Here is a 25,588-nt window from a genome sequence, read left to right as displayed (position 1 = left end):
GAATGAAAGAGGGATTCCATTGTCGCAAACGGAAATGAACGGGGCCGTCTCGCAAAACGAAACCGGGGCGGAGGAACAGGAACGCATCGTCAAGCAAATTTCAAAGGAACTCGGATTGTCGCTAAAGCAGGTTCGGACAACGATCGGACTGCTGGACGAAGGCAACACGATTCCTTTTATTGCCCGTTACCGCAAGGAAATGACCGGGGAGCTGGATGAGAATCAACTTCGCGATATCGAGGAACGCGCGCAATATTTGCGCAATCTCGGCGAACGGAAGCGGGAAGTTATCCGCATTATCGAGGAGCAGGGGAAATTAACGGACGAATTGGCGGCAGCGATCGGAAATGCGGTGAAGCTGCAGGAAGTGGAAGACTTATACCGTCCTTATCGCCAGAAACGGAAAACGCGGGCGAGCGTAGCCAAGGAAAAAGGGCTGGAGCCGCTGGCCGAATGGCTGTTGTCTCAGCCAAAACAAGGTAAGCCATTGGAAGAGGCCGAAAGATACATAAACGCCGATCTAGGCGTGGAATCGGGCGAGGATGCGCTGCAGGGCGCGATGGACATTGTGGCCGAGACGATCGCCGACGATGCTTCGACCCGGGCGTGGGTTCGTCGTTACACGATGGATCACGGCATGATGGCGTCCGAAGCGAAAACGCCGGATGAGGAATCCGTGTACGAGATGTACTACAATTACCGGGAAGCGGCCAAAAAAATGCCGCCGCATCGCATCCTGGCGATGAATCGAGGCGAACGGGAAAATGTGCTCAAAGTGGCGCTTGAGGTGGAGGCCGAACCTATTCTGCGCTATGTGGGCGGACAGGTAATCAAGGGCCGCTCGTCGACGGAAGACGTGCTGAGGGCGGTGATTGAGGACGCGTACAAACGTCTTATCGCTCCGTCGATTGAGCGCGAGGTGCGCGGCGAATTGACGGAGAAGGCAGAGGGCCAGGCGATTTCGATTTTTGCCGGCAATTTACGCAGCTTGCTCCTGCAGCCGCCGGTGCGGGGCAAAAATGTACTGGGCGTCGACCCGGCCTACCGTACGGGTTGCAAGCTGGCTGTCGTTGACGACACCGGCAAGCTGCTTGAGGTCGCGGTGACGTATCCGACGCCGCCGAACAACAAGAAGCGGGAGGCGGCCGCCAAGTTCCACGAACTGATCGGTAAGTACGCGATTGGGCTGATCGTGATCGGCAACGGCACGGCTTCGCGCGAAACGGAGCAATTCGTGGCCGAGGTCATCGCCGAACGTCAGGATAAGGATTTGGCCTACTTGATCGTGAATGAGGCCGGAGCAAGCGTGTACTCCGCATCCAAGCTGGCGCAGGAGGAGTTCCCGTACCTCGACGTTGCCGAGCGCAGCGCGGTGTCCATTGCACGGAGGCTGCAGGATCCACTGGCTGAGCTCGTCAAGATCGAGCCGAAGGCGATCGGGGTTGGACAATACCAGCACGATGTATCGCAAAAACACCTGGACGAAAGCCTTACAAATGTCGTAGAGTCTGCGGTGAACCATGTCGGGGTCGACGTGAACACGGCCTCGCCGGCGCTTTTGTCTTACGTTTCCGGCGTCAACGCCACGACCGCCAAAAATATCGTGAAGTTCCGCGAGGAAAACGGCCGCTTCCGGAGCCGGAAGCAGCTGCAAAAAGTGCCGCGGCTTGGCGCCAAAACCTTCGAGCAATGCGTCGGGTTCCTGCGGATCGACGGCGGAGAGCATCCGCTGGATCGTACGCCGATTCATCCGGAATCGTACGATGTGGTGAACCGGCTTTTTGCGGAGCTGCGGGTTGAGCTCGATCAACTGGGGTCGAAGGAACTGAACGAGAAGCTGGCTGCGCTGAATCCGGAGAACGTTGCCGTTCAATTGGGCGTAGGCGTGCCGACGCTGAAGGACATTTTGGACAGCCTGCAGCGTCCGGGACGCGATCCGCGCGAAGAGCTGCCCCTGCCGATTTTCCGTACCGATGTGCTGAAAATCGAAGATTTGATTCCGGGCATGGAGCTGCAGGGCACGGTTCGCAATGTGATCGATTTTGGCGCTTTTGTCGATATCGGGATCAAAAACGACGGGCTCGTCCACATCTCCCAGCTCAGCAACGGGTTCGTCAAGCATCCGATGGACGTTGTCTCCGTGGGCGATAACGTTACCGTATGGGTACTGAGCGTCGATGTCAAAAAAGGCCGCGTCGGCTTGACCATGCGCAAGCCTGCCGGTCAATAATCGTCAGCTTGCCGCTGAGCGTTATATCGGCGATTGGGAAAAACCGGACAGCCTGCCTAGGCTGGTCCGGTTTCTGTCCGTTTGCGGCCTCTCGCTTAGGCTGACCGCTGGCTAGTCCGCAAGTCCGCAAGTTCGTAATTCGTAAGTTCGTAAGTTCGTAGCTCCGCCTTGTCCCGTGCCGGCCCAAACATGTGATATCGCAGTCTCCGCACATTGCGGTCACGGATCAGCGAAGTTACCTGGGTAGACCCTGCTAGACGCCTATTGTTTGAGCACGGATCAAATTGTGCCGCGTACGTTCTACGGTGTATTTTACGGTACATTTTACGGTACATTCTTGCAGTAAATTTTACTGTGCGTTCTATGGTGCTCTATGATGCTCTATGGTGCATCCTATTGTACACTCTATGGTGCTCTAGTGTTGCTCTAGTGTGTGCTCTAGTGTGTGCTCTAATGTGTGCTCTAAATGTGTGCTCTAAATGTGTATTCTAATGTGCATTCTATGGTGGACTCTATGGTGCACTCTGCAATACTCTCTGCGTTTTCCAATATTTGCACTTATAAATCTGTACACGTATATTTGCATTGCCAAGGCAGGAAATGTTGTACTTCATGCAACAAATTGAGGCAGAAACAAGCTTTTCGGCTGGAATGTTGTATTTTATGCAACTTTTTGGCTCATACGTTCAATTTTTGGCCGAATACAGCTATTAATGTTGCATTTTTTACAACAAAATGTGTTTCAGCCGCCCCGCATGCTCAAAATGTTGCACAATATACAACATTTGCTATAAAGAAAGAGAAGTCCCTTGATTTCAAGCGGCTGCTCGTGTTCCGATATAGTTTTAATTCCTAAATCGATCAAGCGCTTCATGTACTTTTCAAAGGCCATAATGACTTCGTTCTATTTTATATTGCTGGCTTTGTCGGGGCTGTTCAGATGATTGTAGTAAAAAAACCAGCAGTCGTTGAGCAAGCGAACCTGACGGCGGTCTTTCTTGTAGAAGGCACGCATGATTTGTGTGCTGAGCCAATTGGGCACGTGTATTCCTCCTCGGTAATTCCTGGTATGTTAAGGTATGGGAGAACGCCCGCCACCGTGCAGGTCCCACCCTTAGAGAAAGTTAAAAAAACCGACTTTTGATCACGAAGCAAGGGCTGACGAAGCGGAATCGACATCGAATCTTGGATTCAGCCGGGTCTTCCGTTGCTCACGTAGGTCAACCTACGCTCCGCTACTCAGCCCCTAGCTTCAACCAACCTTCTCGGTGCTGAAAAGCCGTTTTTTTAACCAGATGGAAGAGAAAGTTAAAAAAACCGACTTTTGATCACGAAGCAAGGGCTGACGAAGCGGAATCGACATCGAATCTTGGATTCAGCCGGGTCTTCCGTTGCTCACGTAGGTCAACCTACGCTCCGCTACTCAGCCCCTAGCTTCAACCAACCTTCTCGGTGCTGAAAAGCCGTTTTTTTAACCAGATGGAAGAGAAAGTTAAAAAAACCGACTTTTGATCACGAAGCAAGGGCTGACGAAGCGGAATCGACATCGAATCTTGGATTCAGCCGGGTCTTCCGTTGCTCACGTAGGTCAACCTACGCTCCGCTACTCAGCCCCTAGCGTCAACCAACCTTCTCGGTACTGAAAAGCCGTTTTTTTCACCAGATGGAAGAGGAAGTTAAAAAAACCGACTTTTGATCACGAGGCAAGGGCTGACGAAGCGGAATCGACATCGAATCTTGGATTCAGCCGGGTCTTCCGTTGCTCACGTAGGTCAACCTACGCTCCGCTACTCAGCCCCTAGCTTCAACCAACCTTTCGCCACCATATTGTCAGCGGCAATCCCGACACAAAAAGGCCAGCCGACACCTCAGTGGAAAACTAAGGTTAGTTGGCTGGCTCGAATTGCTGCGGGTAATATCTGTTTGTTTCAATTTGGAATTTACTTGCGTTCCCGCTCAAATGGCGTTTTCTTCCTCGTACCACTGCTCCAACTGGGCTTGGAGCGCGCGGATTTCGGTCAGCAGGGAGATCAAGGGATAGTTTTCCTCACGAATGGCCGCAAAGGAGGATTCCAATTCGTTGATATAATCCAGGCCGCCAACGATCTGCAGCGATTCCTGAAGCAGGTCCAATTGATCGCACTCGGCAATCGCCCGCGGCAGAGCCGGGAGGCGGTCGGCTGTCAGTTTGTCGATTTCCTTGTTCAAACGCAAATTCAAAGCGCTAAGCTGATAAGCATATTCGCGCGGCATCTCGATGAATTTCAGCTCCCGATCCTGCTGTAAAATAACGTATCTCATTAAGGGCATCGTACGATATCTCCTTTTCCTTTCGTTCCTACTTGACAGTGTAGCGTAAGGAGAAGTTAAAATTCAAGTATTAGTCGTTGTGCTAACGCATAGAGAAAGGGATTCGCGCATCAAAAAGGGGTGAGAAGCATGGACGATCAGCAACTGCAGGCATGGGTGGAGGACATCTCGCTGCGCTATTTTGGGGTGCCCTTCCGGCATCGGGCCAGATTTAACGGACGCTTGAAAACGACGGGCGGGCGCTATTTTATGAAAAATCATCATATCGAAATCAACCCCGGCCAGTTGGAAGCCTTCGGCAAGGAGGAGGTCGAGCGGATCATCAAACATGAATTATGCCATTACCATCTGCATTTGGCCGGAAGAGGGTACCGGCATCGTGATCCCGATTTTAAAGTGCTGCTGCAAAAGGTGGGAGGAAGCCGATATTGCAACTCGCTCCCGGGCAGCACCGCGAGAAAAACGCTGCCGTACCGCTATAAACTGGTGTGCACTCATTGCGGGATGGAGTATATGCGCAAGCGGCGCGTCGATCCGGCCAGGTATCGCTGCGGGAAATGCGCCGGACGCCTGAAGATAAGCGCACTGCAGATCTGACAGGAAGATTCGCTGCACGTGTTTTATGATATAATGTAGGATGCAGCACTAAAATTCCAACCAGTAAGGAGAGATGCCGAATGGCAACGTCCAAAGCCAAAAAGATCCGGCAAAAATTATCGCGGGAAGGAAAACGGAATCCCGAGTTCAGCCGAAGCCCGTTTACGCAGGCCGACTTGAGAACAAGAAAGACCAAAAGCAAATGGGAGCAACTGAATACGCAAAAATATAAGAACCACGCTTCCGGATACGGGGACGATGGTTCTTTTTTTTGCCCTCTAATGGGTATCTTGGTCATCACTTTTGAACAGGGTCAGAAACAATTCATACTGTTCGGTATTCTCCGATTTCTTCGTTCCTTTATGCTTCTCGCAAAAAGCGGTGATCCAGTTTTTTAATTCCTCGACGTCTTCCGCCGTTAAAAAAAAGCTTTGATTGTTCAGTAGACCGGATGGGGCGTTTCCCTGAGCGGATTTCAAATACCGCCTTTTGCTTTCCTCGTAAAAGTGGCTGATTAATTTGTCCGTCTCCGATTGAAACACCTGTTTGATGGTATCGTCGATTTCGCTCTTTTTGATCGTGATTTGTCCTTGAAATGGTTCGTAGAACTTCGCGGTAATGCCGTTCACCAGCTTCGTATCGACCAGGCTGAGCAGTCCGATGCTTTCCAGCTTTTTGACGTGATAATAGACTTTAGCCGGCACTTCGTGCATGGAATCGGCGATTTCCTTTACCGTCGCCGGACGCTCGAATTTTTGGAATTCATTCATGATCTGGATGCGATAAGGGTCCGAATAAATCCGGATTTCCTCTAATGTTTTCAGTATCTTTATCTCCATATAGGCACACCTCAATGAGCGATCGTCATTCTTCACTTCGTTTTTGTTAGTCACCTCATTAAGTATAGCTCATGAAAAAGAATGCGCAAAGGCCCCGGATCTCGCTCAAATTTTCATAAAACTGCGCTGCCGCAATAAATACAAGATAGGAACTATCATTAAAATTCCAAAAGAAAGGTAGATCACCTGAACTTGCATCCATTCTCCGATCACTCCGGTTAACGCGCTTCCTATAGGCATTGCGCAGGTACAAGCCATGTTAAAAACAGCCCCGACTCTTCCGAGCAACTCCTTTGGCACGATTTCCATAAAGTAAGTCGATAAAGGAATGCCGGCAAAGCTGATCGAAGCGCCTAAACCGAACATGAAAGCTGCGGCCGGATAAATGGAATGGGAAGGAAACAGCGAAGGAAGATACATCAGCGCGTAATTGCAGCCCAGCAGCAGGAAGCCAAACAGAATAAGCCTGCTTTTTTTAAAAGAACTGCCTTTATGACTGATCCATAGTCCGCTAGTGATCATTCCGACGGTCAGACTAATGCCGAGTATGCTAAGTCCGCTTGGACCGATATTAAGAATTTCGTCCACATATACCGGATTAAGTACGTTGATGGGGGTAAGGCAGAAGTTTACAAAGGCAGCCGCTGCCATAATCGTAAGGAGCAGCCGGTTAGAGGCTAAAAATGATAATCCGGCTTTTATTTCCTTTCCCAAAGAGCTTTCTTTGTTTGCGGCGGAGTTTGTTTGCTCGGGCTCCATACGGATGAAGACGATGAGGACCGCGGCCGCGATAAACGTAAATCCGTCAATCAGGATTGCGCTGAAGATACCGCCATAGGCGATAATGGCTCCGGCGATCCCGAGACCGATAAGTTCGGAAATTCGCGAAGCGGAGGAACTGATCGAGTTGCCGCTAAGCAGCTTTTCTTTGGGGAGGAGATGAGGAACCAGCGCCATTTCCGCCGGGCTGGAAAAGCATTCAAAGGTGGAAATAACTAAGGTAAAGATGTACAAATGCCAAGGCTCAAGCAGGCCGGTCAAATACAATACGGCAGTAAGGATAACGACGATTCCTCGTCCCAGATAGGTTACTGCCGCTACGACTTTTTTGGCCCAGCGGTCAACCAGCGCCCCGGCAAAGAAGCTGAACAATATTCCGGGAACGTAATTCAAAGCGAACAACGTGCCCATTAAAATCTTGGATCCCGTAAGCTGGTACACCATCCAGCTGTAAGCGATGGAATCAATCGAGTCGCCGAAACGGGAGATGATTCTGGCCAGAAGAAGCTGCAAAAACGACTTGTAGGCGGTTAACTCAGCCAGTCCTTTTCCTTTGCTTAAAGCCTGTTTGCTCATGAAAATCATGCCCCTCATAAAAAAAATTATACGTTAAAATAATTTTAACGTTAAGATTATTTTATTGATTTTCCGGAAGTTTGCAACAGTTATTTTTGAGAGCCGGTTAGCCGGCAAAAATGGGGAGAAATCTTGACTTTGGCGCGTAATCGTGATAAATTTAACCTTGTCTCACATTATCTCAATGTTCCCTGATAGCTCAGTTGGTAGAGCACTCGACTGTTAATCGAGTTGTCACAGGTTCGAGTCCTGTTCGGGGAGCCATTTTCTTGGAGAGATACCCAAGTGGCTATAAGGGGACCCTCTGCTAAGGGGTTAGACTGCGTAAGTGGTGCGAGGGTTCGAATCCCTCTCTCTCCGTATTGAATAACACGACCGATGAGGGTGTCCCAAAAGTCATCTATGATGGCTTGGGGACACCCTCTAAAAGTTATCATGATCAATAGAGCAGAAAAACCTGCCAGATCGCGGCAGATAACAGATCGACTTCGAGGATTTGCGTCAGTATAAGTCAGAACAAATGAGCTGCTCTGGTCGAACGGCATCCCCCAAACACCGTTTCCTTCCGGTACTTAAAATAGCGGTTTTTAATGGCCTTATTTCCATTGGAGGGGCTCATTCTGAAGGAATAGCGCCGTTTAATGGCCTTATTTCTTCAGAAGAGTTCCTTTTTCTACGGTTTTGGACGTTTTGCCGAAAATAGGGCCATTTTGCACCGCTATTTTCGGGAAAATACAGTCTCAGAGTGAAATAAGGCCATTTTATACCGCTATTCGAGAAATCGCCGTTGCTGTTTATTGTTGGTTCCAGACCAGGACGAGGACGGCCCCAGGCGCCCGCCGCCTCTGCGCGGCAAAAGCAAGGCAGGGGGGCCCGAATCCGACAGGTCTGAACCCGGCGGAGGACGGGCTGGCTCCTCCTCGATATCGTGCTCACTCCTCACTCCGGTTGACCGAACCGCTAGCAAGGTTGGCCCGCACGCGGACCTGTGCGCGCTGCATCTGGGGCAGCTTGAGCTTGCGGCGTTTTCGAATTCGAAACTGGCCGAAATCCAGCTCCGAATTCGGACGGCCTCTTTCACTTCCCAACGATTTGCTTAAAAAACGGCAATAGCGCTCAAAAAAGCTTTCGAAAAAGCTTTCAAAAAAATGGTTGCCTTGCATTTCGGATTTTGTTATACTCAATCTTGTCGCCGCTTCAAGGCGTGATAGAATTTGGCCCGTTGGTCAAGTGGTTAAGACACCTCCCTTTCACGGAGGTAACAGGGGTTCGAGTCCCCTACGGGTCACCATTTTAATTTCATATGCGGTCGTGGTGGAATGGCAGACACGCTATCTTGAGGGGGTAGTGGGGGAAACCCCGTGGAGGTTCGAGTCCTCTCGACCGCATAACGGAACAAAACCGCTTTTTCTTGGAAAATATCCGAGAGAAAGCGGTTTTTTGTCATAAAGGATAGTGGTATAATATGCCTAAATTATAATGGACGAGGGGTATTATGACCAAAAAACTGATATTTTTCCTAACCTTAGTTTTTGTCTTTGCGACGCCCAATCTATCTTATGCCGATGCCGGGCAAATCACTGTTTTTATTAACGGCGAACAGGTTCTGTTTGATAAACAGCCCGCTCAAATTTCCGGCATCACTTACGTTCCGTTTAGGCCGGTATTTGAAAAGCTGGGTCTTTCGGTGAAATGGGATAATAAGTCGCGTTCAATAACTGCCTCGAAAGAGGGGCTTGTTTTGAGCCTGCAAATCGATAACAGAATGGCAACCGTAAACGGAGAAGCCCTGAGGATTGATTCACCGCCTAAAATGATCGATGGCTCTACCTTCGTACCGCTGCGTTTTGTTGGCGAGTCGACCGGCAATATCGTGGATTGGGATAACTCACGCCGGACGGTGAGTTTTACCACGGTTAATCAGGTTCAAAAGGATAACAATGAACTGACTTTCGTTGATGTCGGCATACCTCAGGTTTCTCAAGTCGATGGCATGACGGTAACGGTTACGAATATGAATAAGGAAGAAAAAGAAGGATTCGACGAATACACGATTTCCTATAAGCTCGAAAACAACACTCAAGATAAAAAGATCGCCGAAGGCACGTTCCGTCTTCATTACAACGACGACAGCTCCGATAACCAATATGGTTTCTTTGGGGAATTAATGCCGACGGAAAGCATTGTTAGATCGTATACCTTCAAGGTTTTAAAGACGAAGGAGCCATCGTACTTTGAATACGTGCCGAGTTGGACGGAAACGGACCAAACCGGTGAGATTTTGGCGTGGAAAACCGAATAACCAGCAAAAAGGACCTTGCGTCAAGCGCAGGGCCCTTTTTTTCAATTAACAGAATCAACTCTTTAAACCGTGGCTTTCAGCAATTGGCGAATGGCGTAGGCGACTCCGTGGTGGTCGTTATCTTTGGTTACCCATGTACTGAGCTGTTTGATATCCTCGACCGCATTGCCCATCGCGATGCTGGTGCCGGCAATGCGGAACATGGACACATCGTTATAGCTGTCTCCGATCACGACTGTGTCGGACGGATTCACGCCCAGATGTCCGGCAAGGAATTGAAGCGCTCTGCCCTTGTCGGTTTGTTTTGAAATGATTTCGAGCGTATGAGCGGCCGCGGCCGTTGTATGCAAATCGGAATGTCCGTTGTAACGCCGGCGGATTTCTTCCAGCTTGGCTTCGTCGTACGTGAAAATCAGCAGCTTGTAGATGGGAAGTCCAAGTTCAAGCACCTGAACCGGATCCTCCACCGGCTGAATTCCGAATTGTATGAACTGGATTTGCGCGCTTTTCCAGAGCTGTTCTCCATCTATATCCGGGGTGGCGCTAACAAGCATATCCATTTCCGCTTGAAGTTTGGCTCTCCCTCCGGAAGGAGAATAAATGGCCTCCGGGCAAAAAACTTCGAAATAAACGTCGATCTCTTTCAAATAACGGATCGTTTCCAATGCGACATCAGGATCGATCGGCGTTTCCTTAAGCAATTGATAGTTTTCATCATATACGGCGGCTCCGTTAAAGGCGATGATCGGTATGTTCAATTTTTGGCCCAGCATATTTTTGGCATCGAAACTGGCTCTGCCCGTGCATAGGGTTACCATTTCCCGGTTATCTAAAGCCGCGCGAATAGCGTCCAAGCCCTCCGCACTCGGTTTGCTTTCGGAAGTCAGCAGCGTACCGTCCAGATCGACCGCGATCAATTTCATCAATGATCGTCCTCCCACCCATGTTTTATATTTGTTTATCTGTCCGTAAGTATAAATTATGAAATGCATTACAGGTCAAGACATGGCGGATTGTGTTACAATTTAACATAATTGTTTGTCCGGCGGGCCTTCCAATCGGGAAACGAATCAAGCGAAGAACGGGAATGAGGAGAATGACGACCAAACTTTGGATTATTATACTCATCGGAGCCGGAGTTTATTTGATGAGGGCCGGCTCCCTAATTTTAGGCGGGCGGGTAAAATGGTCCGAGCGGACAAAAGAGTGGATGTCCTTCGTATCTCCGGGCGTGCTCGGCGCGCTGCTGGGTCCAATGCTTCTGCTCCAGGACGGAAAGTGGGTTCCGATTTTCGATAACCCGACGCTTTATGCGGCGATACCGACGATCCTGATCGCTTGGTGGACCCGCCGGCTGCTGCTGACGGTGATGGCGGGCGTGGGCTTTTACGCCGTATTTTTTTATCTGCTGTGAAGGGGGAGCGACATGGAAATGACTCGACGGGATCGGATTGCATTAGCACTGCGTGATGTTCTGCCGATCATTATCGCCTATTTTCCGTTATCGATAACTTTTGGGGTTTTGGCGACGGCCAGCGGAGTATCGCCGTTCCTTGCAAACTTAAGCTCCGCCTGGATTTATTCCGGAGGGGGCCAGTTTATGCTGCTGGGGATGTTCGCTTCGTCCGCTGTCCCGGCTACCATCGTTACGACGATTCTGCTGGTAAGCATGCGCCATGTGCTTTATGGAGCAACTCTGGGTCCCTATGTGTCCGATTGGAGGGAGCCTTTGAAATGGGCGGCGGCGTTTGGGCTGACCGATGAGGCTTTTGTCGTTATATCCAGCCGGACGAACAAGGGGGAAAAGCTGATGCCTTCATACTATTTGACATTTGCGTTTGCGGCTTACGGCTCCTGGCTTGCCGGTACAATCGTGGGAAGCGGCCTCGGCGGAATGGTGTCTTCGGAAACGGCGGCAGTTTTGAGTTTCGCCCTGCCCGCTTTGTTTTTGGCGCTATTGCTTGGAGGCTCAAGGAACTTGCCTTCCATGTTGTCGGCTTGCCTTGGGGCTTTGGTGGCGACGCTGGCCGGAATGCTGCATTGGGGCGGAGCGGGCCTTATTCTCGGCGGCTTGATCGGGGCGACAGCCGGACAAATGATGGCGCGCAAGGGACGCACACGGCCGGAAACGGACACAATGGACGCGTTGAATACAGGAAAATAATACCGCTTTACTTTTGCGATGGCGGACGATATAATAAAAAATGTTCGTTTCAAAAAACTTGTTTATGCGGTCGTGGTGGAATGGCAGACACGCTATCTTGAGGGGGTAGTGGGGGAAACCCCGTGGAGGTTCGAGTCCTCTCGACCGCATCGATACACGAGAAAAAATCTCTTGCGATAAGCAAGAGATTTTTTTTGTTTTTCGGCACGTATGGCGCAAACCACGGAGTTTAGTTGAGGATGGTTTGAACCAGCAAGTATACGTTCAGCGTTACGATGATGCCGGCGATCGTCCAGGCGAGCACATTCACCCACAGCTTGTTGGCGAACTCGCCCATTTTGGCTTTGCTGGCGGTGAATTTTACAAGCGGGATGACGGCAAAAGGCAGCTGCAGCGACAGGATAACCTGACTCAAAATCAGCAAATCCTGCGTCCCCCGTTCGCCGTAGATAGCGGTAACGATAACCGCCGGAATGATGGCGATCAACCGGGTGATCAACCGACGCAACCATGGGCTAAGACGAATGTTCACAAAGCCTTCCATGACGATTTGCCCGGCCAGCGTTCCCGTGAGGGTGGAGTTTTGCCCGGAAGCCAGCAGCGCAACGGCGAACAGTACGCTCGCCAGCGTAGTACCCACGATTGGAGTCAGCATGTAATAAGCTTCATTAATATCCGCAACCTGGAAGAGTCCGGCTTTATGGAAGGTAGCGGCTGCGACAATCAGAATCGCCGAGTTGATCAAAAGGGCAAATGACAGCGCGATCGTGGAATCCCAAGTCGCGTATTTAATCGCCTGGCGCTTTCCTTCACGGGTTTGCTCAAATTTTCTCGTCTGCACGATCGAGGAATGAAGGTAAAGGTTATGCGGCATAACGGTCGCTCCCAGGATACCGATGGCGATGTACAGCATTTCCGGATTACTGAGCACCGTCATGCTGGGCAGATATCCTTGGGCGACCTGCCCCATATCCGGTTTCGCCAGAAACAGGTCGACGCCGAAGCAAATGCCTATCGTTGCAATCAAGACAATAACGAAAATTTCAAGGGCACGGAATCCTTTGTGCTGCAGCAGCAAAACAAGCAGTACATCGACTACGGTAATCATTACACCATAGATGATGGGAATTCCAAAGAGCAAGTTAAGGGCGATGGCGGCGCCGATCACTTCCGCGAGGTCCGTAGCCGCAATGGCTAACTCGCAAAGCAACCACAAGCCGATGACGACCGGCTTCGAATAATTATCCCGGCAGGCCTGAGCCAGGTCTCGGCCGGTGACGATGCCAAGCTTGCCCGAAAGGGCCTGCAGCAGCACCGCCATCAAGTTGGAAAGCAAAATCACGGACAACAGCGTATAGCCGAATTGGGAGCCGCCGGCGATATCGGTGGCCCAGTTCCCGGGGTCCATATACCCGACGGCTACAAGGTAGCCCGGACCGGCAAAGGCAAGAAACTTCTTGAGCCATGAACCTCCGGCGGGAAGTTTCATGGAACGGTGCGCTTCCGGCAGGGAAGGCTGGCCGCCGTCCAATCTCCAGCCGCGTTTTGGAGCGGCAGTTTCATTTTGAAGCATGTTCATGTTAATCACCTCACCTTTAATCAAAGTCTTTTGAAACTATGTTTTGATGCATTGGCAACAAGCTAATTGAAAATCATTCTTAGTTATATTGTACTCCTACAATAGTTTTTGTCTAGGGAAACTTTTATGCATAGACGATTAAAAATTTCCCTTGGCTAAAACAAGCCTTTAAACCGCATTGTAAAAGGATTTTAGAATCCGGTGCTTCCAAATAATTGGACGGTTTTTCCGAAATTAGGAAGCGAATGAACGGTCGCGTTACTGCGCATCTTATAAAAATACAAAGGAACCCGTCATTATGGGCTTTTCAAGTTGACACGCCGCAGAAAATTAATTAATATGACTAAGTACTAAATGGAATGAAATTTGATAATACGGGTGATAACCATGTCTTACAGACCGATTGTTGAGAATGTGACCAAGGCCGGAAGCAACGAAAAAGACGGATTGTATGAATTTATCGTTAAGATGGCCGACGGTACGGCGTGCCGCGTGTTTTACCACCGTTCTCCGGAGTGGAGGTTAACCAACGTCAGCCGGCTGCAAAAGTCGCCTTGTCCGGTCTGCCGCAAAGATTTTATTTGTCAATGTATGGACAAATTTTCCGGTGAAATTCATCGCCAAATGGAAGAAGAGCAGTGGTTCAATAAAGTTTTGGCGGAGTAACACGGCAGTCATATCGACGATAGGCACGGGGGAGCGAATTCCCCGTGCTTTTTTCTTTATATGGGCAAAAGGGCGATTAGGTGCGGTATAATGCGAATACGAAGGGTGTGATGAGCAAAATGGACGAAAAGTTTTCGGGCTTCCCCAAATCGGTCGTTCTGTTTGACGGAGTCTGCAACCTGTGTCAGGGCGCGGTTCGCTTTATCGTTAAGCGCGATCCCGAGGGACGCTTCCAATTTGCGTCGCTTCAATCGGAAATCGCTCTCCGTTTGCTGAAACAGGATGCGCCTGAGGCGGAGCAAGCCGATACAATTGTGCTGCTCTACAACGGGAAATGCTACATCCGTTCGGACGCGGCTCTCCGTATAGCCAAGGGGCTGCGCTTTCCATGGCCCGCGCTCTATTATGTGTTTATACTTGTTCCCCGCGGCATTCGGGATGGAGTATACCGACATATCGCTGCAAGCCGTTACCGTTGGTTCGGGAAGAGTGAGGAATGCCTTGTGCCAACGAAAGAAATTCGGGACAGATTTTTGGAGGATTCCGCAAACGGGAATTAACCGGATTTCTACTTCAAATGAATGCAATTAATCAAAGAAGTCCGGGAACAACAGCGATCGGAAGAACAATTCACACGGCTGCCTTTGCAGCAAGAATCTCTGGCTAACTTATAAAGCATCCAATTTTTAGGGAATTGGGACTTGCCTGTACCGATGAACTATGTTATTCTAACTGTAAATTTCAGGAATACGGAACGGTAGCACCGTCCAAACATCCGATTGAATCGGGTTTTGGGCGGTGCTTTTTGTTTTTCCGTGGGAAAGGATGGCGAGGCCATGGTTCCTGTAAGACTCGTACTGGCCGTTCAGGATGAGCAATATATCGAGCCTTTTTTGCATTATGTGCGATACAGTGAGTTTGACCGGAGGCTTGAGGTAACGGCGTTCAGCAGGAAAGAAGCATTTTTCAGATATATGGGGGAATCCGGAGAATTTGCCGATGCCGTGCTGGGGGAGCCTCTGTTTTTGGAAGTGCAGGGTGACATAGAAGGAAGAACCATTCCTTGGATTTGTTTAAGCGAAACGGGGAGAGAGAAATACGAGGGGCAGCAACTGCTTAAATATCAGCCCCTTCATCTGCTGCTTTCATCCGTGATTGACATTGTGCGCGGCGGCGGATCATTTGAGGAAGCGGATGGGGGGAAGACTTCGGTCATCGGCGTGTATTCCGTGGTGGGCGGCGGCGGAAAAACGACGGTTGCGCTGAATTTGGCGAAACAGCTGGCGGAGGAAGGCGGGAAGGTGTTCTATCTTAATCTCGAAACCGTCGGCAGCGACATTTCTTTGGATAACCGGAATCTGTACGAGGGGCATAACTTGGGACTCGCCAAGCTTTTGTATGATCTTAAGGCGGCGGATGATCGAAAGGAGCAGCTTCGTTTTCCCATCTCTGCCTATGCCTACAAGCATCCGGTGCTGCGGGGAGATACCTTCGGCCCCGTGGGGAATCTTAACGAAATGCTGGAAATGGAGCGCAAAGATACGACGGAACTGATCGACTACATTGTCGGGAGCGGGCTTTATGACGTGATTATTGTCGATGGCGATTCGTTCCCGAACGGGAGAACGGAGGCTCTGCTCGAGCGGAGCGACAAATTGGTTTGGCTGCTGACGGATGATTGGGGCGTTATGAGAAAAAACCATTTGTGGCTCGGTCATCTGGAGCGGTCCAATCCTCATTTTTACAGCGGAATTCTCGGTAAGACCCGGTTTACCTTGAATAAGTATACAGGTGAATTATCCGCCTTGATGCCGAAAACCGGAATCACCGTGCAGTCCGTATTGTCTTATATTCCTTCCTGGAATCAGGGAAGCAGGGAAGGATCCGTGCCGCATTCTCCGATTTTTCAGCGCGATGTGCGGAAATTGTGCCAAGAGCTTTACGGCAGCGCCGGATTGTCAGGGCATGCGGGGGAGGTCCATTGATGGGTGATTTGTTTGCTTCATTAAGATCGGACATTCGTTTGGGGCTGGATATGACGTCAGCGATGGAAGACGATCAGTTGAAGGATTATATTGAGCACCGCGTTCTGGCCGAGGAGCGATTGGCCGAATTAACAGCTTCGGACAAGCGAAAATGGGTGCGAAGGTTATACGACTCCTTCCGCGGGTTGGACGTACTGCAGCCGCTTGTGGACGACCGTTCGGTTTCGGAAATCATGATCAATAGCCATGAAGATATCTTTGTAGAGCAAAAGGGGCAAGTTCGGCGTCTTCCCGTTAGGTTTGAATCCAGGGAACGGCTTGAGGATATTATTCAAACCGTCGTCTCAGGAGTCAACCGGGTCGTTAACGAATCGTCCCCTATCGTTGATGCTCGGCTCAAAGACGGGTCTCGGGTAAATATTGTTCTTCCGCCGGTTGCCTTAAAAGGGCCTACAATGACTATTCGAAAGTTCCCTGAGCGCCCGATGACAATGCGGGATTTAGTCTCTCTGGGTGCGATCGGCACGGAGGCCGCCGAATTTCTGCAAGCCTTGGTGCGCTGCAAATATAACATTTTTATAAGCGGGGGCACGGGGTCGGGGAAGACGACTTTTTTGAATGCCTTGTCCCAATATATCCCTTCCGACGAGCGGGTGATTACCATTGAGGACTCTGCGGAGCTGCAAATCGTCACCGTCCCCAATTTGGTGTCGCTCGAGACACGCAACGCAAATAGCGAGGGGAGAGGCGAAATCACAATCCGCGATTTGATTCGCTCTTCGCTGCGCATGCGGCCGAACCGGATCGTTGTCGGCGAAGTGCGCGGTGGCGAGGCGTTGGACATGCTGCAGGCGATGAACACCGGGCATGAAGGCTCGCTGTCGACAGGGCACGCCAACAGCACGATCGATATGATCAGCCGCTTGGAAACCATGGTGCTCAGCGGTGCGGAGCTTCCGATTACGGTTGTGCGCGGGCAAATTGCTGCGGCGATCGATATATTCGTCCACCTGTCACGGCTTCGCGACCGTTCCCGGCGGGTAACGGAAATCTCGGAGGTGGTCGGAATGAGAGACGGTGAAGTTGTGCTGCAGCCGCTGTACGTGTTCCGGGAGGAAGAAGAAAAGGAGGGGAAAGTCATGGGCAGGCTCGTCAGAACCGGGCAAGGTCTGAGACATGTGGATAAGCTCAAAATGGCGGGTTTTTCGGAGTATGCTACCTCCTGGGAAGGAGAACGGTCATGAAGCTCGCGAGGTTTGTAGCGAACGTTTCCCAGGATGCCGTTTCCCGGCATTCGGACGGTCTGACCGATTACCGGGTTTATGAGCTTAACAGACGTCAAAGAAACGGCTGCCTATTCCTAGGGGGAGTTGCACTGTGTGCGGTGGGGTATGTCTTTTTTCATTCCTTGCCGCTTGCGTTGACGCTTACAGGCGGAACCGTTATTGTTCCAAAATTTTGGAGCCGCTATCTGCTGCGAAGAAGAAGGGACAACCTTAGCCTGCATTTCAAGCAAGTCTTATATTCGCTGTCTTCTTCACTGGCTGCCGGACGTTCGGTGGAAAACGGATTCCGCGAAGCGATTGAAGATTTGAGGCTGCTGTATCCTGACGGAAACAATGACTTGATGAAAGAACTGGGGATTATTTGTACCCGAATGGAATACGGCCAGCCCATCGAGGAGGCGCTGCAAAATTTCAGCGGCCGTGCCGGGATGGAGGACATCAGCAATTTCGCGGATGTGTTTACGATTTGCAAACGTTCGGGCGGAGATCTCGTTGAAATCGTCAGGCGAACTTCGGCGATGATTAGCGAGAAGCTGGAAATTACGCAAGAAATCCAAGTGATGATTGCCCAAAAACGGTTTGAGGCAAAAGCAATGCTGCTTTCTCCGGTACTATTCCTCTTATTCATGCAATGGACCTCGCCGGATTACATGGAACCGCTCCACAGCGGGGCGGGGCTGTTTATCTCGGCCGTGGCGCTGCTGTTATTTGCCTGCTGCTCCTGGCTGATGCTAAAAGTCACCGATATCCGGATTTAGAAAGGAGCGTATTCGTCGTGAACGGACTGGTGTTTGGGGGTATCATGCTGGTGCTTTTTACCGGTTGGTCCGGGCTGTACCGCATTTCATACCGTAAATATGGTGAATATGTGGAGCTGGCCATGGAAGGCATAAGGCTGCAGCGTTTGTCTCCGCCCATGCTTTATCTGCTGGAACGGATGCGTCTGCAGCAAAGGTTTCCGGCCTTGATATTTAAGGTACAGCACTCAATTCAAAAAATAAGCGGGGATCGTCGCAGCGGCGATTTAACCAGATTGTTTTTGGCTGAGCTGTTTTCTTACATATGGCTGCTGTTAACTTTCGGCTGTTTGATGTCGCTGCTTATGAATGGAGAGCCCACCGGCTTTGTTATGGGGACCGGATTAGCTGTCCTGCTGCCTGCGGCGTTAATCAGCGACCTGCACCGCAAAGTATTAAAGCGGGAGCAGGAAGTTGTTCTTGAACTGCCCGAGTTTCTGAACAAAATCATTCTGCTTGTTGGAGCGGGGGCAACGGTGCAGCAGGCGATTAAATTATGTCTGGAGCGAAAGCGAGGGCAAGAGCGGCATCCTCTTTATAAGGAACTCATGCAAATGCAGCGTGAATGGGAAGGAGGGGATTCCTTTCAACAAGCGTTTGAAGCTTTTAGCAAACGATGCGGAATCCAGGAAGTTAGTGCCTTTACGACGGCCGTCCTGTTGAATTACCGCCGCGGCGGCAGTGATTTTGCCTTGGCTTTGCGGGATTTGTCCCGCTCGCTCTGGGAAAAACGCAAAGCGGTCAGCAGGACGCTTGGGGAGCAGGCTTCCTCGAAGCTCATCTTCCCGATGGCGCTTATATTTATGATCCTATTGGTTTTAGTCGGGGCCCCGGCTTTTATGATGATGAAGATGTAATGAACAATGATTAAAGGAGGAAAACGGAATGTTGAACGCGATTCGCAAAAAAGGCATCGACTTATGGAAAGATGAGGATGGTCTCGGGATGTTGGAGATGATTTTAATCATCGCGGTAATCGTCATCATCGCTGTTATTTTCCGAGATCAGCTTAAAGCCATAGTGCAAAGTCTGCTCGGAAAAGCAAAGTCAAAAACGGAAGACTTCATGGACGGCAATTAAGCATGCCCGGCTTTAATCGAGATGTACGGGGAAGCTTTATCCTGGAGGCATCCTTAGTGCTGCCGACGATTTTTTTTACGGTGTTTGTCATGCTCTTTTTTTGCTTGTATTTATATCAGAACGCAATTCTTGACCAAGCAGCGGCTGCAGCTGCTGAACGAAGCACTTATGTATGGGACAACAGCTACAGGGACTCCACTACCGGCAGTTTGGAGGAAGGACAATACGACTCTCTTTATTGGAGGCTAACCGATGATGGAATGCTGCGGTCGATTTTTGGCTGGGAAGAAACGGCTGAGTCCGCACATTTGGAACTGCCTGCAAAGGAGCCTTCCGGGGAATCGCTGTCGTTTCGGAAATTAAGCCGCGTAGGGAGCGAGATTCCGGCTCAGCTAGAAGGAACCATGGAATACGCCAACCGGCTGCTGCTGCGCAAAGTGACGGTATCGTTTAAACGGTTGGTTTCACTGGCGCCATTGGAGGGATGGCTCGGTGACACAACCCAAACCGGCCGTTCGCATAGCTATGTCGTCGATCCGGTGGAATGGATTCGTACAGTCGATCTGGCTCGTTATTACGGCGCGAGATTTAAAGGCTCCGGAAGTGACCGCATGGATAAGCGGGAGGCTGGAAAAGCGCTGGAGCTGTTTGGAAAATAGGGGGAGTATCAAACGGCGAGTGGGCAAACACAGACGAATGGATTGCGATTCGGTATCCGGCAATTTGAGGGGAGGGCGGACAAACTGGTTGATGATAAGCGTTCGGAGCAAGGGGCGGTCACCGTGTTTCTTATCGTTATATTTGCGGCGGTGTTGGCGTTCGTCACCATCTTTATCGATTTCGCAAGAATGTTTGCCTTGCAGGCCTATACCGAAAGGCTGACTCATGCCGCTTCCAGGTCCGTAATGTCCGCCTACGATCCGAATTTGGCGGAAAAATACGGATTGTTCGCATTCGGGGAAACGGATGAGAATTACATCATGTCCAGGGTGCTGCAAGATTCGTTAGAACTGGGAAAACGGGCGGACACTTTTCCGATTCTTGGGGTCAAGCTGGATTCCTCCGCAACGGAAATGCAGTTGCCGCTTGGTTTGCATTCCGTGTTCGAACGGCAAATCCGGGAAGAGATGAAATATAGAGCACCGATTGATTTGACGATCGACATCCTGAATCGTTTTAAGCCAATGGCCGAAGTGATGAAGCAGGCTTCGAATACGGTAGACTTGTTGGGAAAATTACAGGATTTGTACGAGCGGAGAGAGGCCAAGCTGGATGAAGCGCTGGACAAGCAGCGGCAGGCGGCGCGCTTGATTGAATCACTCAGCGGTCTTTTGCCGAGAAGCATATCGGCAGTTAGCGATGAACCGTTGGGGGGCGGAATGTCTTCAGCACAAGAAGTGGTGGCTCAATACGCCGATTATGCGAGAAAAACGGAGCAGGATGCGTCAAGGGAGCCCATGGACCGCTTGTATACTGAGGAGATCGGCCAATACCGGGAGGAGGCGTCCGATATTTTTGAAGACCTCGGCAGAAAACGGTCGGAGGCGGAGCAGCTTCATGTTGTGCTGCTCCAGCAGGCCGCTGACCTGTTGGCGGAAGCCAAGCAGATTAACGGGCAAATGGAGCAAGTTATTCGAGAGGCGGAAGATCGCCCGGCTCAAGCCGGATATAATGAGGTGGCGGCGGGGCCTAGCACGGGCGGAAACAACCAAGTCGGCGAAAGCGGCGAAATTACCAAAATCCGTGAGCAAAGCCGGACGCTTCTCCTATCGGAAGGTCTATTTAGTGATTTTGAGAGTGACAGGGCAAACCAAGCTTCGGACTTTATCCGGCTTCGCGCCGGCCTGGATACATTTCTCTCAATGGAGAGCCCGGTTATGTCCGCCTCCGCTTCCGCTTCCGGGCTGAGAACTGCGTTATTCGGGGCGGCGCGGGAGCTGGATTCATATTTGCGCAAGTATTCAGATTCGGAAAATGATAATGTGCTTGCGGCAAATGAGAAAGCATTGGAGTCTCATCGCTCTTCAGACCAACAGAGGAAACAAACGGAGCGGGAGGCCAAAGGAAAACTGGGCGGAGTAGCCGGGCTGCTAAAACAACTTTCCGCGCTAAAGGACGGGCTAAAGGAACAACAGGAGAAATTCAAGGAATTGGAAAGCTATTATGAAGTTAATCGGGCAATGAATAAATCGGCGGCGGGTTCCAATGAAGGGGCGGGTGAAGCGCTTTTTAGCGAGGAGCCTCATACAGCGGGGAAACAAGCGATGGAGGGGATGGACAGCTTGTATGGCGGGCTTTCCGGGCTTTTGGGCGGGATGGCCGACAACAGCTTTCAGACGGAGTACATTGCTAGCTATTTTCATATGTTCGATATTAGCGCCCTGGAGGATCTTGCGGAAGGAAAAGGGCTGAATAACATCGATAATCTGATGAATCGGTTTGCTCCCGAACAGCAGGAAGCGGAATACATCCTCTACGGTTTTCATAATCCAACCGGCAATATCGCGGCGGCTTATGGTGAAATATTCTCCATGAGGCTAGCGATCCGGACGATGGAAGGCTTTGTTAAAAACGGCGGTAAAGGAAACCCCCTGTTAATTTTGGCTGCATCGCTGCTTTATGGCGTCGAACATGCCATTCAAGATATGGTTACGCTCACGAAGACCGGAAAAATCGTGCTCAGTGATTATCTGAAAATAGAACTGACTTACAGGGACTATTTGCGGCTGTTTCTTCTGATGCACGGGCGAAGCGATAATCGTTTGTCTCGGATGCTGGCAGTCATACGTTTAAATACCGGAATTGCTCCAGAAGAACGGGGGACATACCTAAAAGGAGAAACAACGGTCTCGATGCCGTTGTGGTTTCTTCCCGGCGTTGCCAAAGCGATGGGATCAGTGAGGATTATTAAAGGTAAAGTGGAAGGAAATCGGTATTATGCCGAGAAAAAAGCGGATTTCTTTTATTAGTCGCATTAATCGCAGTTCGAGGGGAAGCATTGTGCTTGAAGCCTCGCTCGTTATGCCTGTCTTTATCATGGTTTTGTTTTTGTTTATTTACATGGTGCAGATGACAGTGTTGCTGGGGCAATTGCATACAGTAGCCGCGAACGCCGCCAAACTGATAGCGGCGCATATGTATCCGGTAGCATTGGCCGTAAAAGCCCAAGACGGTCAAGCAGGATCTGTAAAAGGAGATGGCGGTGACGGGTCTGACGGTGGAAAGGCAGCTTCTAAACCTGGGGAAGGGGCTTCCCGCGAAAACAGCAGTTCTTTCAAATGGGAAATGCCCGGGTTATCTTTGTCGGAATGGGCGGAACAGTATGCCGGAGCCCTACCGTCGCCGTTATCCGATTGGATTTCGGATGCGGCGGCTGCAGGCGATGAGCCGCTGCAGAATCTTAAGTACGAAGCTTTGGAAAGCGTGCTTGATCCCGCTATCAAGCCAATGCTTAAGCCGTTTATGGAAGGGACGCTCCTCTCTCAGAATCGGGTGCATGTCAGCGGTGTGACCGTTCCTGATATCAAAGAGGGGAAAACGCCTTATTTCGGATTGAATTTGAGCTATGAGTTGCCTATCAAGGTGCCGTTTATAGGAAGCCGAATTTTGTTGCAGGCCCGAGCTGAGGAGCGTTTATGGATCGGTGATACCGGTGAGCAGCAAGAAAACGGCGCAGGTGAAGGGAACGAAGGGCAGGCACCGGTTATTCTTTCAAAACCTGATCCCGCATACGCAGGCCACCGTGCATCTGTAACGGCTAGGATCGAGCCGGGGAGCACCGCTAAACTGACGGTCTATTATAAAAGCGGGATCAGCCAAGCTAAATATTTAGGGGATGCCTCGGCGGATAACGAAGGTGTAGTGGCCTGGAATTGGCTTGTCGGGGGCAATACCACGCCGGGAACGTGGACCATTGTGGTCGAATCGCAGGACGGACGACGAACGAGCGCCGAGTTTAATGTGGAAAGTCCGAATTAAAGAAAGCAGCGGGAGGGATATAACGTGAATATGCCTTGGGAGTACTGGGGCTGTTTTTTGATGCTGGCGGCAGCCTTTTGGACGGATATAAAATCGTTGAAAATTCCGAACTTTATAACAATAACCGGGATAACCGCCGGTTTTTTGTATCATATCGCTTCCGGAGGCTGGAAGGGCGCCATGTTTGCTTTGCAAGGAGCAGGAGCAGGCTTTGGGTTGATGTTTATTTTATACTTGCTGCGCGCGGTTGGCGGCGGAGATGTGAAGCTATTCGGCGGAATTGGAGCTTGGATTGGCATGGGGCTCACCATCTCAACGATGATGTACTCCATTTTTGCGGCAGGCTGCATCGGAATTATAATACTCATTTGGCGCCGTGAAGCTTTTACCAGGCTTAGAAAGGTACTCAACAGCGTGCTTGGTGCGGTTGTGCTTCGCAGCCTCTCACCGGTTCGAGCGGGGACCAAAGGCCAGTTGCAGTTTCCGTTTATGCTGGCGGTGCTGCCTGGAGCGGCGCTTGCCATCTATTATTTCTAATTCATTTCTGTGAATTGAACTTGCGAATTGCATTTACTTTGATGTGAAGAGGAGTGAGAGTTTATGCCGGAATTGCATGCCGATTTTGTCCGAAACGGCGGGACGTACATGATTCTGGAAGGGGAAGGCGGGCTTCGCTCGGAACATCTAAACCGGATTCAGCGAGCCATGCTGGCCTCGGTCTCCATTCCGAACCTGCTGAAGCTGGATGTCAGAGAGGTCGATTTTGCGGTTAGCTTAAACTATGATATTACCGGCAAAAGAATGCTGTCCCAATGCCTGAAGAACGATAAAATCGGAATGGCCGATTTATACGGATTGTTGCTCCAGATTGTTTCCGTCTTGGACGAAAGCCCTAGGTACATGCTGAATCCGGAGAATTTTCTGCTTGACGAGGGGCACATATTCGCCGAGGAGCCCCTGTCCGGCGGAAACTTGTATTTTGCCTATGTGCCGGTAAAAGAGACACTACTGAACGAGCCCCTGCCCAAGTCGCTGCTGGCGTTGATTACCAGGCTGCTCACCGGCGTTTCGGTGATCGAAGGCAGCGGGATTCAACGGATCATCCGTTTTTGTGGCGATGATACATTTTCACTGGCTGAACTCAAGAAGCTGCTTCTAGATTTGATCACCGGAGACGATGTTAAAGAGCCTTTGCGTCAAGTCAACGCCAAGGAGCCGCATTTGCAGGAATCCCTGATTATTTCGCCTAAACTGCAAAATGCTCATATACCTTCGGTAAATCAGGAAGATAACCCGGTATCCAGATCGGCCTTTATCAAAGAATATCTTCCGAACCTCAATGCTCCTGTTCATTCGTTGGATTCCCAAAGTGCCGGCGTTTGGGGAATATCCGGAATGAGGGGGGCCTCCGCCCAAGAACTCGCGGAATCAGACTCCCTGCAAACCAAGCCTTTAATCAAGCCGAGTTATTATGTCCTTGGCGCTCTGCTGGCTGCAGCATTAAGCTGGAAGTTCCTTTATCTGGACGATCCCGGCAAAGCAAATCTGTATATATGCTCCGGGGTTACGATATTGCTAGCTGTAGCCGTTATTTGGTTGCGGAGCGGAAAGTTTTCAACGCCGATGGGGGAGACGGCCATTCCGAATTTTTTGGGCCGCGAGGCTAAGAAGGGGAAGGAGGATGATCAATCCCGGGATATCTTTCGGGCCGCGGAGCCAAAGCTTCAGGATGAGGAAAGGTTGTGGGAATGGCAAAGGCCGAAACATACCCATGCAATGATCCGGGACGAAGACGGGTTTGAGCAGCCTCCGGTAGAGTTGTTGCGAGGTTCGAGGGAGGCTGGCACAGCGGCGGAACGGATTGAACCAAGATACGTTCCGCCTGCAACGGTTTTGCTTAGCGGAACATCCATAAATCCTAATGAGTCTACGGAGAGCTCTCCGGTGTATTTTCTGGAGAGACATGCCGCGGAGGGAGGCGTGCCGGAAAGGATTACAGTTAAGCCGGGGAGTTTCGTTATCGGCAGATCGGAGGAAATCGCCCAATATCTTGAACAAACGGAAGGAGTATCGCGTGCACACGCCGAGCTTATGATTCGCCGGGTGGGGAGTTACCTTAAGGATTTGGGGTCTCGCAACGGCACCTTGTTTAAAGGGGAATTAATCGCTCCTTATAAGGAATATGCCATTGAACCGGGTGAAGTTTTTCAAATAGCCGGAGTTTCATTCAAATTCGGATCGGAAGGAATGCGAAATACAAATTCACATGAATCTCCAAACATCGGCCTTTAGAACAATTTTGTGAGGAACCGTAGATAATCCTATCGAAAGCAGTTATAATTTTACGAGAATGATAATCAATTTCAATATATTCCGGAATGAGAGCATTTCCGTAAATTTGCTTATAAGGATGGTTCGC

General features: G+C 50.5%; 23 protein-coding genes and 5 tRNA genes. 22 read left to right on the top strand and 6 right to left on the bottom strand.

All coding sequences use genetic code 11. The annotated features are described in order from the left end of the window. The first annotated feature begins 34 nt into the window (after positions 1-34). On the top strand, positions 35-2,230 hold the full coding sequence (locus ACI48K_RS00790) for a Tex family protein (protein ID WP_475026031.1): 2,196 nt from the start codon (positions 35-37) through the stop codon (positions 2,228-2,230). A gap of 904 nt (positions 2,231-3,134) precedes the next feature. Here the strand turns inward: ACI48K_RS00790 and cmpA are convergent. After that, complete coding sequence (gene cmpA, locus ACI48K_RS00785) at positions 3,135-3,272, bottom strand: cortex morphogenetic protein CmpA (RefSeq protein WP_475025647.1); 138 nt, start codon at positions 3,270-3,272, stop codon at positions 3,135-3,137. 914 nt (positions 3,273-4,186) lie between these two features. After that, positions 4,187-4,540, bottom strand: coding sequence for a hydrolase/acyltransferase (locus ACI48K_RS00780; RefSeq protein WP_475025646.1), 354 nt, complete (start codon positions 4,538-4,540; stop codon positions 4,187-4,189). A 129-nt stretch (positions 4,541-4,669) separates the two neighbouring features. On the opposite strand from ACI48K_RS00780, the gene ACI48K_RS00775 reads away from it, so the two are divergent. After that, complete coding sequence (locus ACI48K_RS00775) at positions 4,670-5,137, top strand: SprT family protein (RefSeq protein ID WP_475025645.1); 468 nt, start codon at positions 4,670-4,672, stop codon at positions 5,135-5,137. Between the two features lie 278 nt (positions 5,138-5,415). On the opposite strand, the gene ACI48K_RS00770 is transcribed toward ACI48K_RS00775, so the two are convergent. Then, positions 5,416-5,976, bottom strand: coding sequence for an ArsR family transcriptional regulator (locus ACI48K_RS00770; protein WP_475025644.1), 561 nt, complete (start codon positions 5,974-5,976; stop codon positions 5,416-5,418). A 105-nt stretch (positions 5,977-6,081) separates the two neighbouring features. Further along, positions 6,082-7,332: an MFS transporter gene (locus tag ACI48K_RS00765; protein ID WP_475025643.1), complete on the bottom strand. Its 1,251-nt coding sequence runs from the start codon at positions 7,330-7,332 to the stop codon at positions 6,082-6,084. A gap of 188 nt (positions 7,333-7,520) precedes the next feature. Between ACI48K_RS00765 and ACI48K_RS00760 the strand changes: the two genes are divergently transcribed. The 5 genes from ACI48K_RS00760 (at position 7,521) to ACI48K_RS00740 (ending at position 9,634) form a co-directional block, all read left to right on the top strand. Beyond that, positions 7,521-7,596: transfer RNA gene (locus ACI48K_RS00760), tRNA-Asn, on the top strand. Between the two features lie 7 nt (positions 7,597-7,603). Further along, positions 7,604-7,692 (top strand) — tRNA-Ser (locus tag ACI48K_RS00755). Between the two features lie 856 nt (positions 7,693-8,548). Further along, positions 8,549-8,623 (top strand) — tRNA-Glu (locus ACI48K_RS00750). Positions 8,624-8,637: 14 nt separating this feature from the next. Further along, positions 8,638-8,720: transfer RNA gene (locus ACI48K_RS00745), tRNA-Leu, on the top strand. A 107-nt stretch (positions 8,721-8,827) separates the two neighbouring features. Then, complete coding sequence (locus tag ACI48K_RS00740) at positions 8,828-9,634, top strand: stalk domain-containing protein (protein ID WP_475025642.1); 807 nt, start codon at positions 8,828-8,830, stop codon at positions 9,632-9,634. A 62-nt stretch (positions 9,635-9,696) separates the two neighbouring features. On the opposite strand, the gene ACI48K_RS00735 is transcribed toward ACI48K_RS00740, so the two are convergent. Continuing rightward, positions 9,697-10,557: a Cof-type HAD-IIB family hydrolase gene (locus tag ACI48K_RS00735; RefSeq protein ID WP_475025641.1), complete on the bottom strand. Its 861-nt coding sequence runs from the start codon at positions 10,555-10,557 to the stop codon at positions 9,697-9,699. Between the two features lie 173 nt (positions 10,558-10,730). Here ACI48K_RS00735 and ACI48K_RS00730 point away from each other — a divergent pair, with 173 nt between their 5' ends. The 3 genes from ACI48K_RS00730 to ACI48K_RS00720 all read left to right on the top strand — a co-directional run bounded on the left by ACI48K_RS00730 (position 10,731) and on the right by ACI48K_RS00720 (position 11,947). Beyond that, positions 10,731-11,048, top strand: coding sequence for an AzlD domain-containing protein (locus ACI48K_RS00730; protein WP_475025640.1), 318 nt, complete (start codon positions 10,731-10,733; stop codon positions 11,046-11,048). A 12-nt stretch (positions 11,049-11,060) separates the two neighbouring features. Further along, the gene (locus tag ACI48K_RS00725; protein WP_475025639.1) at positions 11,061-11,798 is read left to right on the top strand and encodes an AzlC family ABC transporter permease; all 738 of its coding nucleotides are present in this window, start codon (positions 11,061-11,063) and stop codon (positions 11,796-11,798) included. A 66-nt stretch (positions 11,799-11,864) separates the two neighbouring features. Next, positions 11,865-11,947: transfer RNA gene (locus tag ACI48K_RS00720), tRNA-Leu, on the top strand. Positions 11,948-12,027: 80 nt separating this feature from the next. On the opposite strand, the gene ACI48K_RS00715 is transcribed toward ACI48K_RS00720, so the two are convergent. Further along, entirely contained in the window at positions 12,028-13,377 is a 1,350-nt protein-coding gene (locus ACI48K_RS00715) for an Nramp family divalent metal transporter (RefSeq protein WP_475025638.1), read from the bottom strand. Between the two features lie 387 nt (positions 13,378-13,764). On the opposite strand from ACI48K_RS00715, the gene ACI48K_RS00710 reads away from it, so the two are divergent. The 12 genes from ACI48K_RS00710 to ACI48K_RS00655 all read left to right on the top strand — a co-directional run bounded on the left by ACI48K_RS00710 (position 13,765) and on the right by ACI48K_RS00655 (position 25,461). Beyond that, positions 13,765-14,043 carry a hypothetical protein gene (locus tag ACI48K_RS00710; RefSeq protein WP_475025637.1) on the top strand — a complete coding sequence of 93 codons (279 nt, stop codon included), beginning with the start codon at positions 13,765-13,767 and terminating at the stop codon, positions 14,041-14,043. A gap of 119 nt (positions 14,044-14,162) precedes the next feature. Beyond that, positions 14,163-14,603: a thiol-disulfide oxidoreductase DCC family protein gene (locus ACI48K_RS00705; protein WP_475025636.1), complete on the top strand. Its 441-nt coding sequence runs from the start codon at positions 14,163-14,165 to the stop codon at positions 14,601-14,603. Between the two features lie 276 nt (positions 14,604-14,879). After that, a complete protein-coding gene (locus ACI48K_RS00700) occupies positions 14,880-16,028 on the top strand; it encodes a P-loop NTPase family protein (protein ID WP_475025635.1) in 1,149 nt (382 codons plus the stop codon). Then, complete coding sequence (locus ACI48K_RS00695; protein ID WP_475025634.1) at positions 16,025-17,272, top strand: CpaF family protein; 1,248 nt, start codon at positions 16,025-16,027, stop codon at positions 17,270-17,272. Before ACI48K_RS00700 ends, ACI48K_RS00695 begins: the two co-directional genes overlap by 4 nt. Beyond that, positions 17,269-18,072: a type II secretion system F family protein gene (locus tag ACI48K_RS00690; RefSeq protein ID WP_475025633.1), complete on the top strand. Its 804-nt coding sequence runs from the start codon at positions 17,269-17,271 to the stop codon at positions 18,070-18,072. Before ACI48K_RS00695 ends, ACI48K_RS00690 begins: the two co-directional genes overlap by 4 nt. A gap of 44 nt (positions 18,073-18,116) precedes the next feature. Then, positions 18,117-18,968 (top strand): type II secretion system F family protein, encoded by an 852-nt coding sequence (locus ACI48K_RS00685; RefSeq protein ID WP_475026030.1) that lies wholly within the window; start codon positions 18,117-18,119, stop codon positions 18,966-18,968. Positions 18,969-18,996: 28 nt separating this feature from the next. Continuing rightward, positions 18,997-19,191, top strand: a complete 195-nt coding sequence (locus ACI48K_RS00680; RefSeq protein ID WP_475025632.1) for a Flp1 family type IVb pilin — start codon at positions 18,997-18,999, stop codon at positions 19,189-19,191. 2 nt (positions 19,192-19,193) lie between these two features. After that, complete coding sequence (locus ACI48K_RS00675; protein ID WP_475025631.1) at positions 19,194-19,850, top strand: TadE/TadG family type IV pilus assembly protein; 657 nt, start codon at positions 19,194-19,196, stop codon at positions 19,848-19,850. A 123-nt stretch (positions 19,851-19,973) separates the two neighbouring features. Next, positions 19,974-22,160 (top strand): hypothetical protein, encoded by a 2,187-nt coding sequence (locus tag ACI48K_RS00670; RefSeq protein ID WP_475025630.1) that lies wholly within the window; start codon positions 19,974-19,976, stop codon positions 22,158-22,160. Beyond that, positions 22,129-23,169, top strand: coding sequence for a TadE/TadG family type IV pilus assembly protein (locus ACI48K_RS00665; protein ID WP_475025629.1), 1,041 nt, complete (start codon positions 22,129-22,131; stop codon positions 23,167-23,169). The genes ACI48K_RS00670 and ACI48K_RS00665 overlap by 32 nt, the downstream gene beginning before the upstream one ends. Before the next feature lie 30 nt (positions 23,170-23,199). Next, entirely contained in the window at positions 23,200-23,706 is a 507-nt protein-coding gene (locus ACI48K_RS00660; protein WP_475026029.1) for an A24 family peptidase, read from the top strand. Positions 23,707-23,769: 63 nt separating this feature from the next. Then, on the top strand, positions 23,770-25,461 hold the full coding sequence (locus ACI48K_RS00655; RefSeq protein ID WP_475025628.1) for a DUF6382 domain-containing protein: 1,692 nt from the start codon (positions 23,770-23,772) through the stop codon (positions 25,459-25,461). The last annotated feature ends 127 nt before the right edge of the window (positions 25,462-25,588 follow it).

This window comes from Paenibacillus terrisolis, from assembly GCF_056171975.1.
The sequence above is the reverse complement of the archived record's forward strand: the minus strand, read 5'-3'. Positions and strand labels throughout refer to the sequence as shown.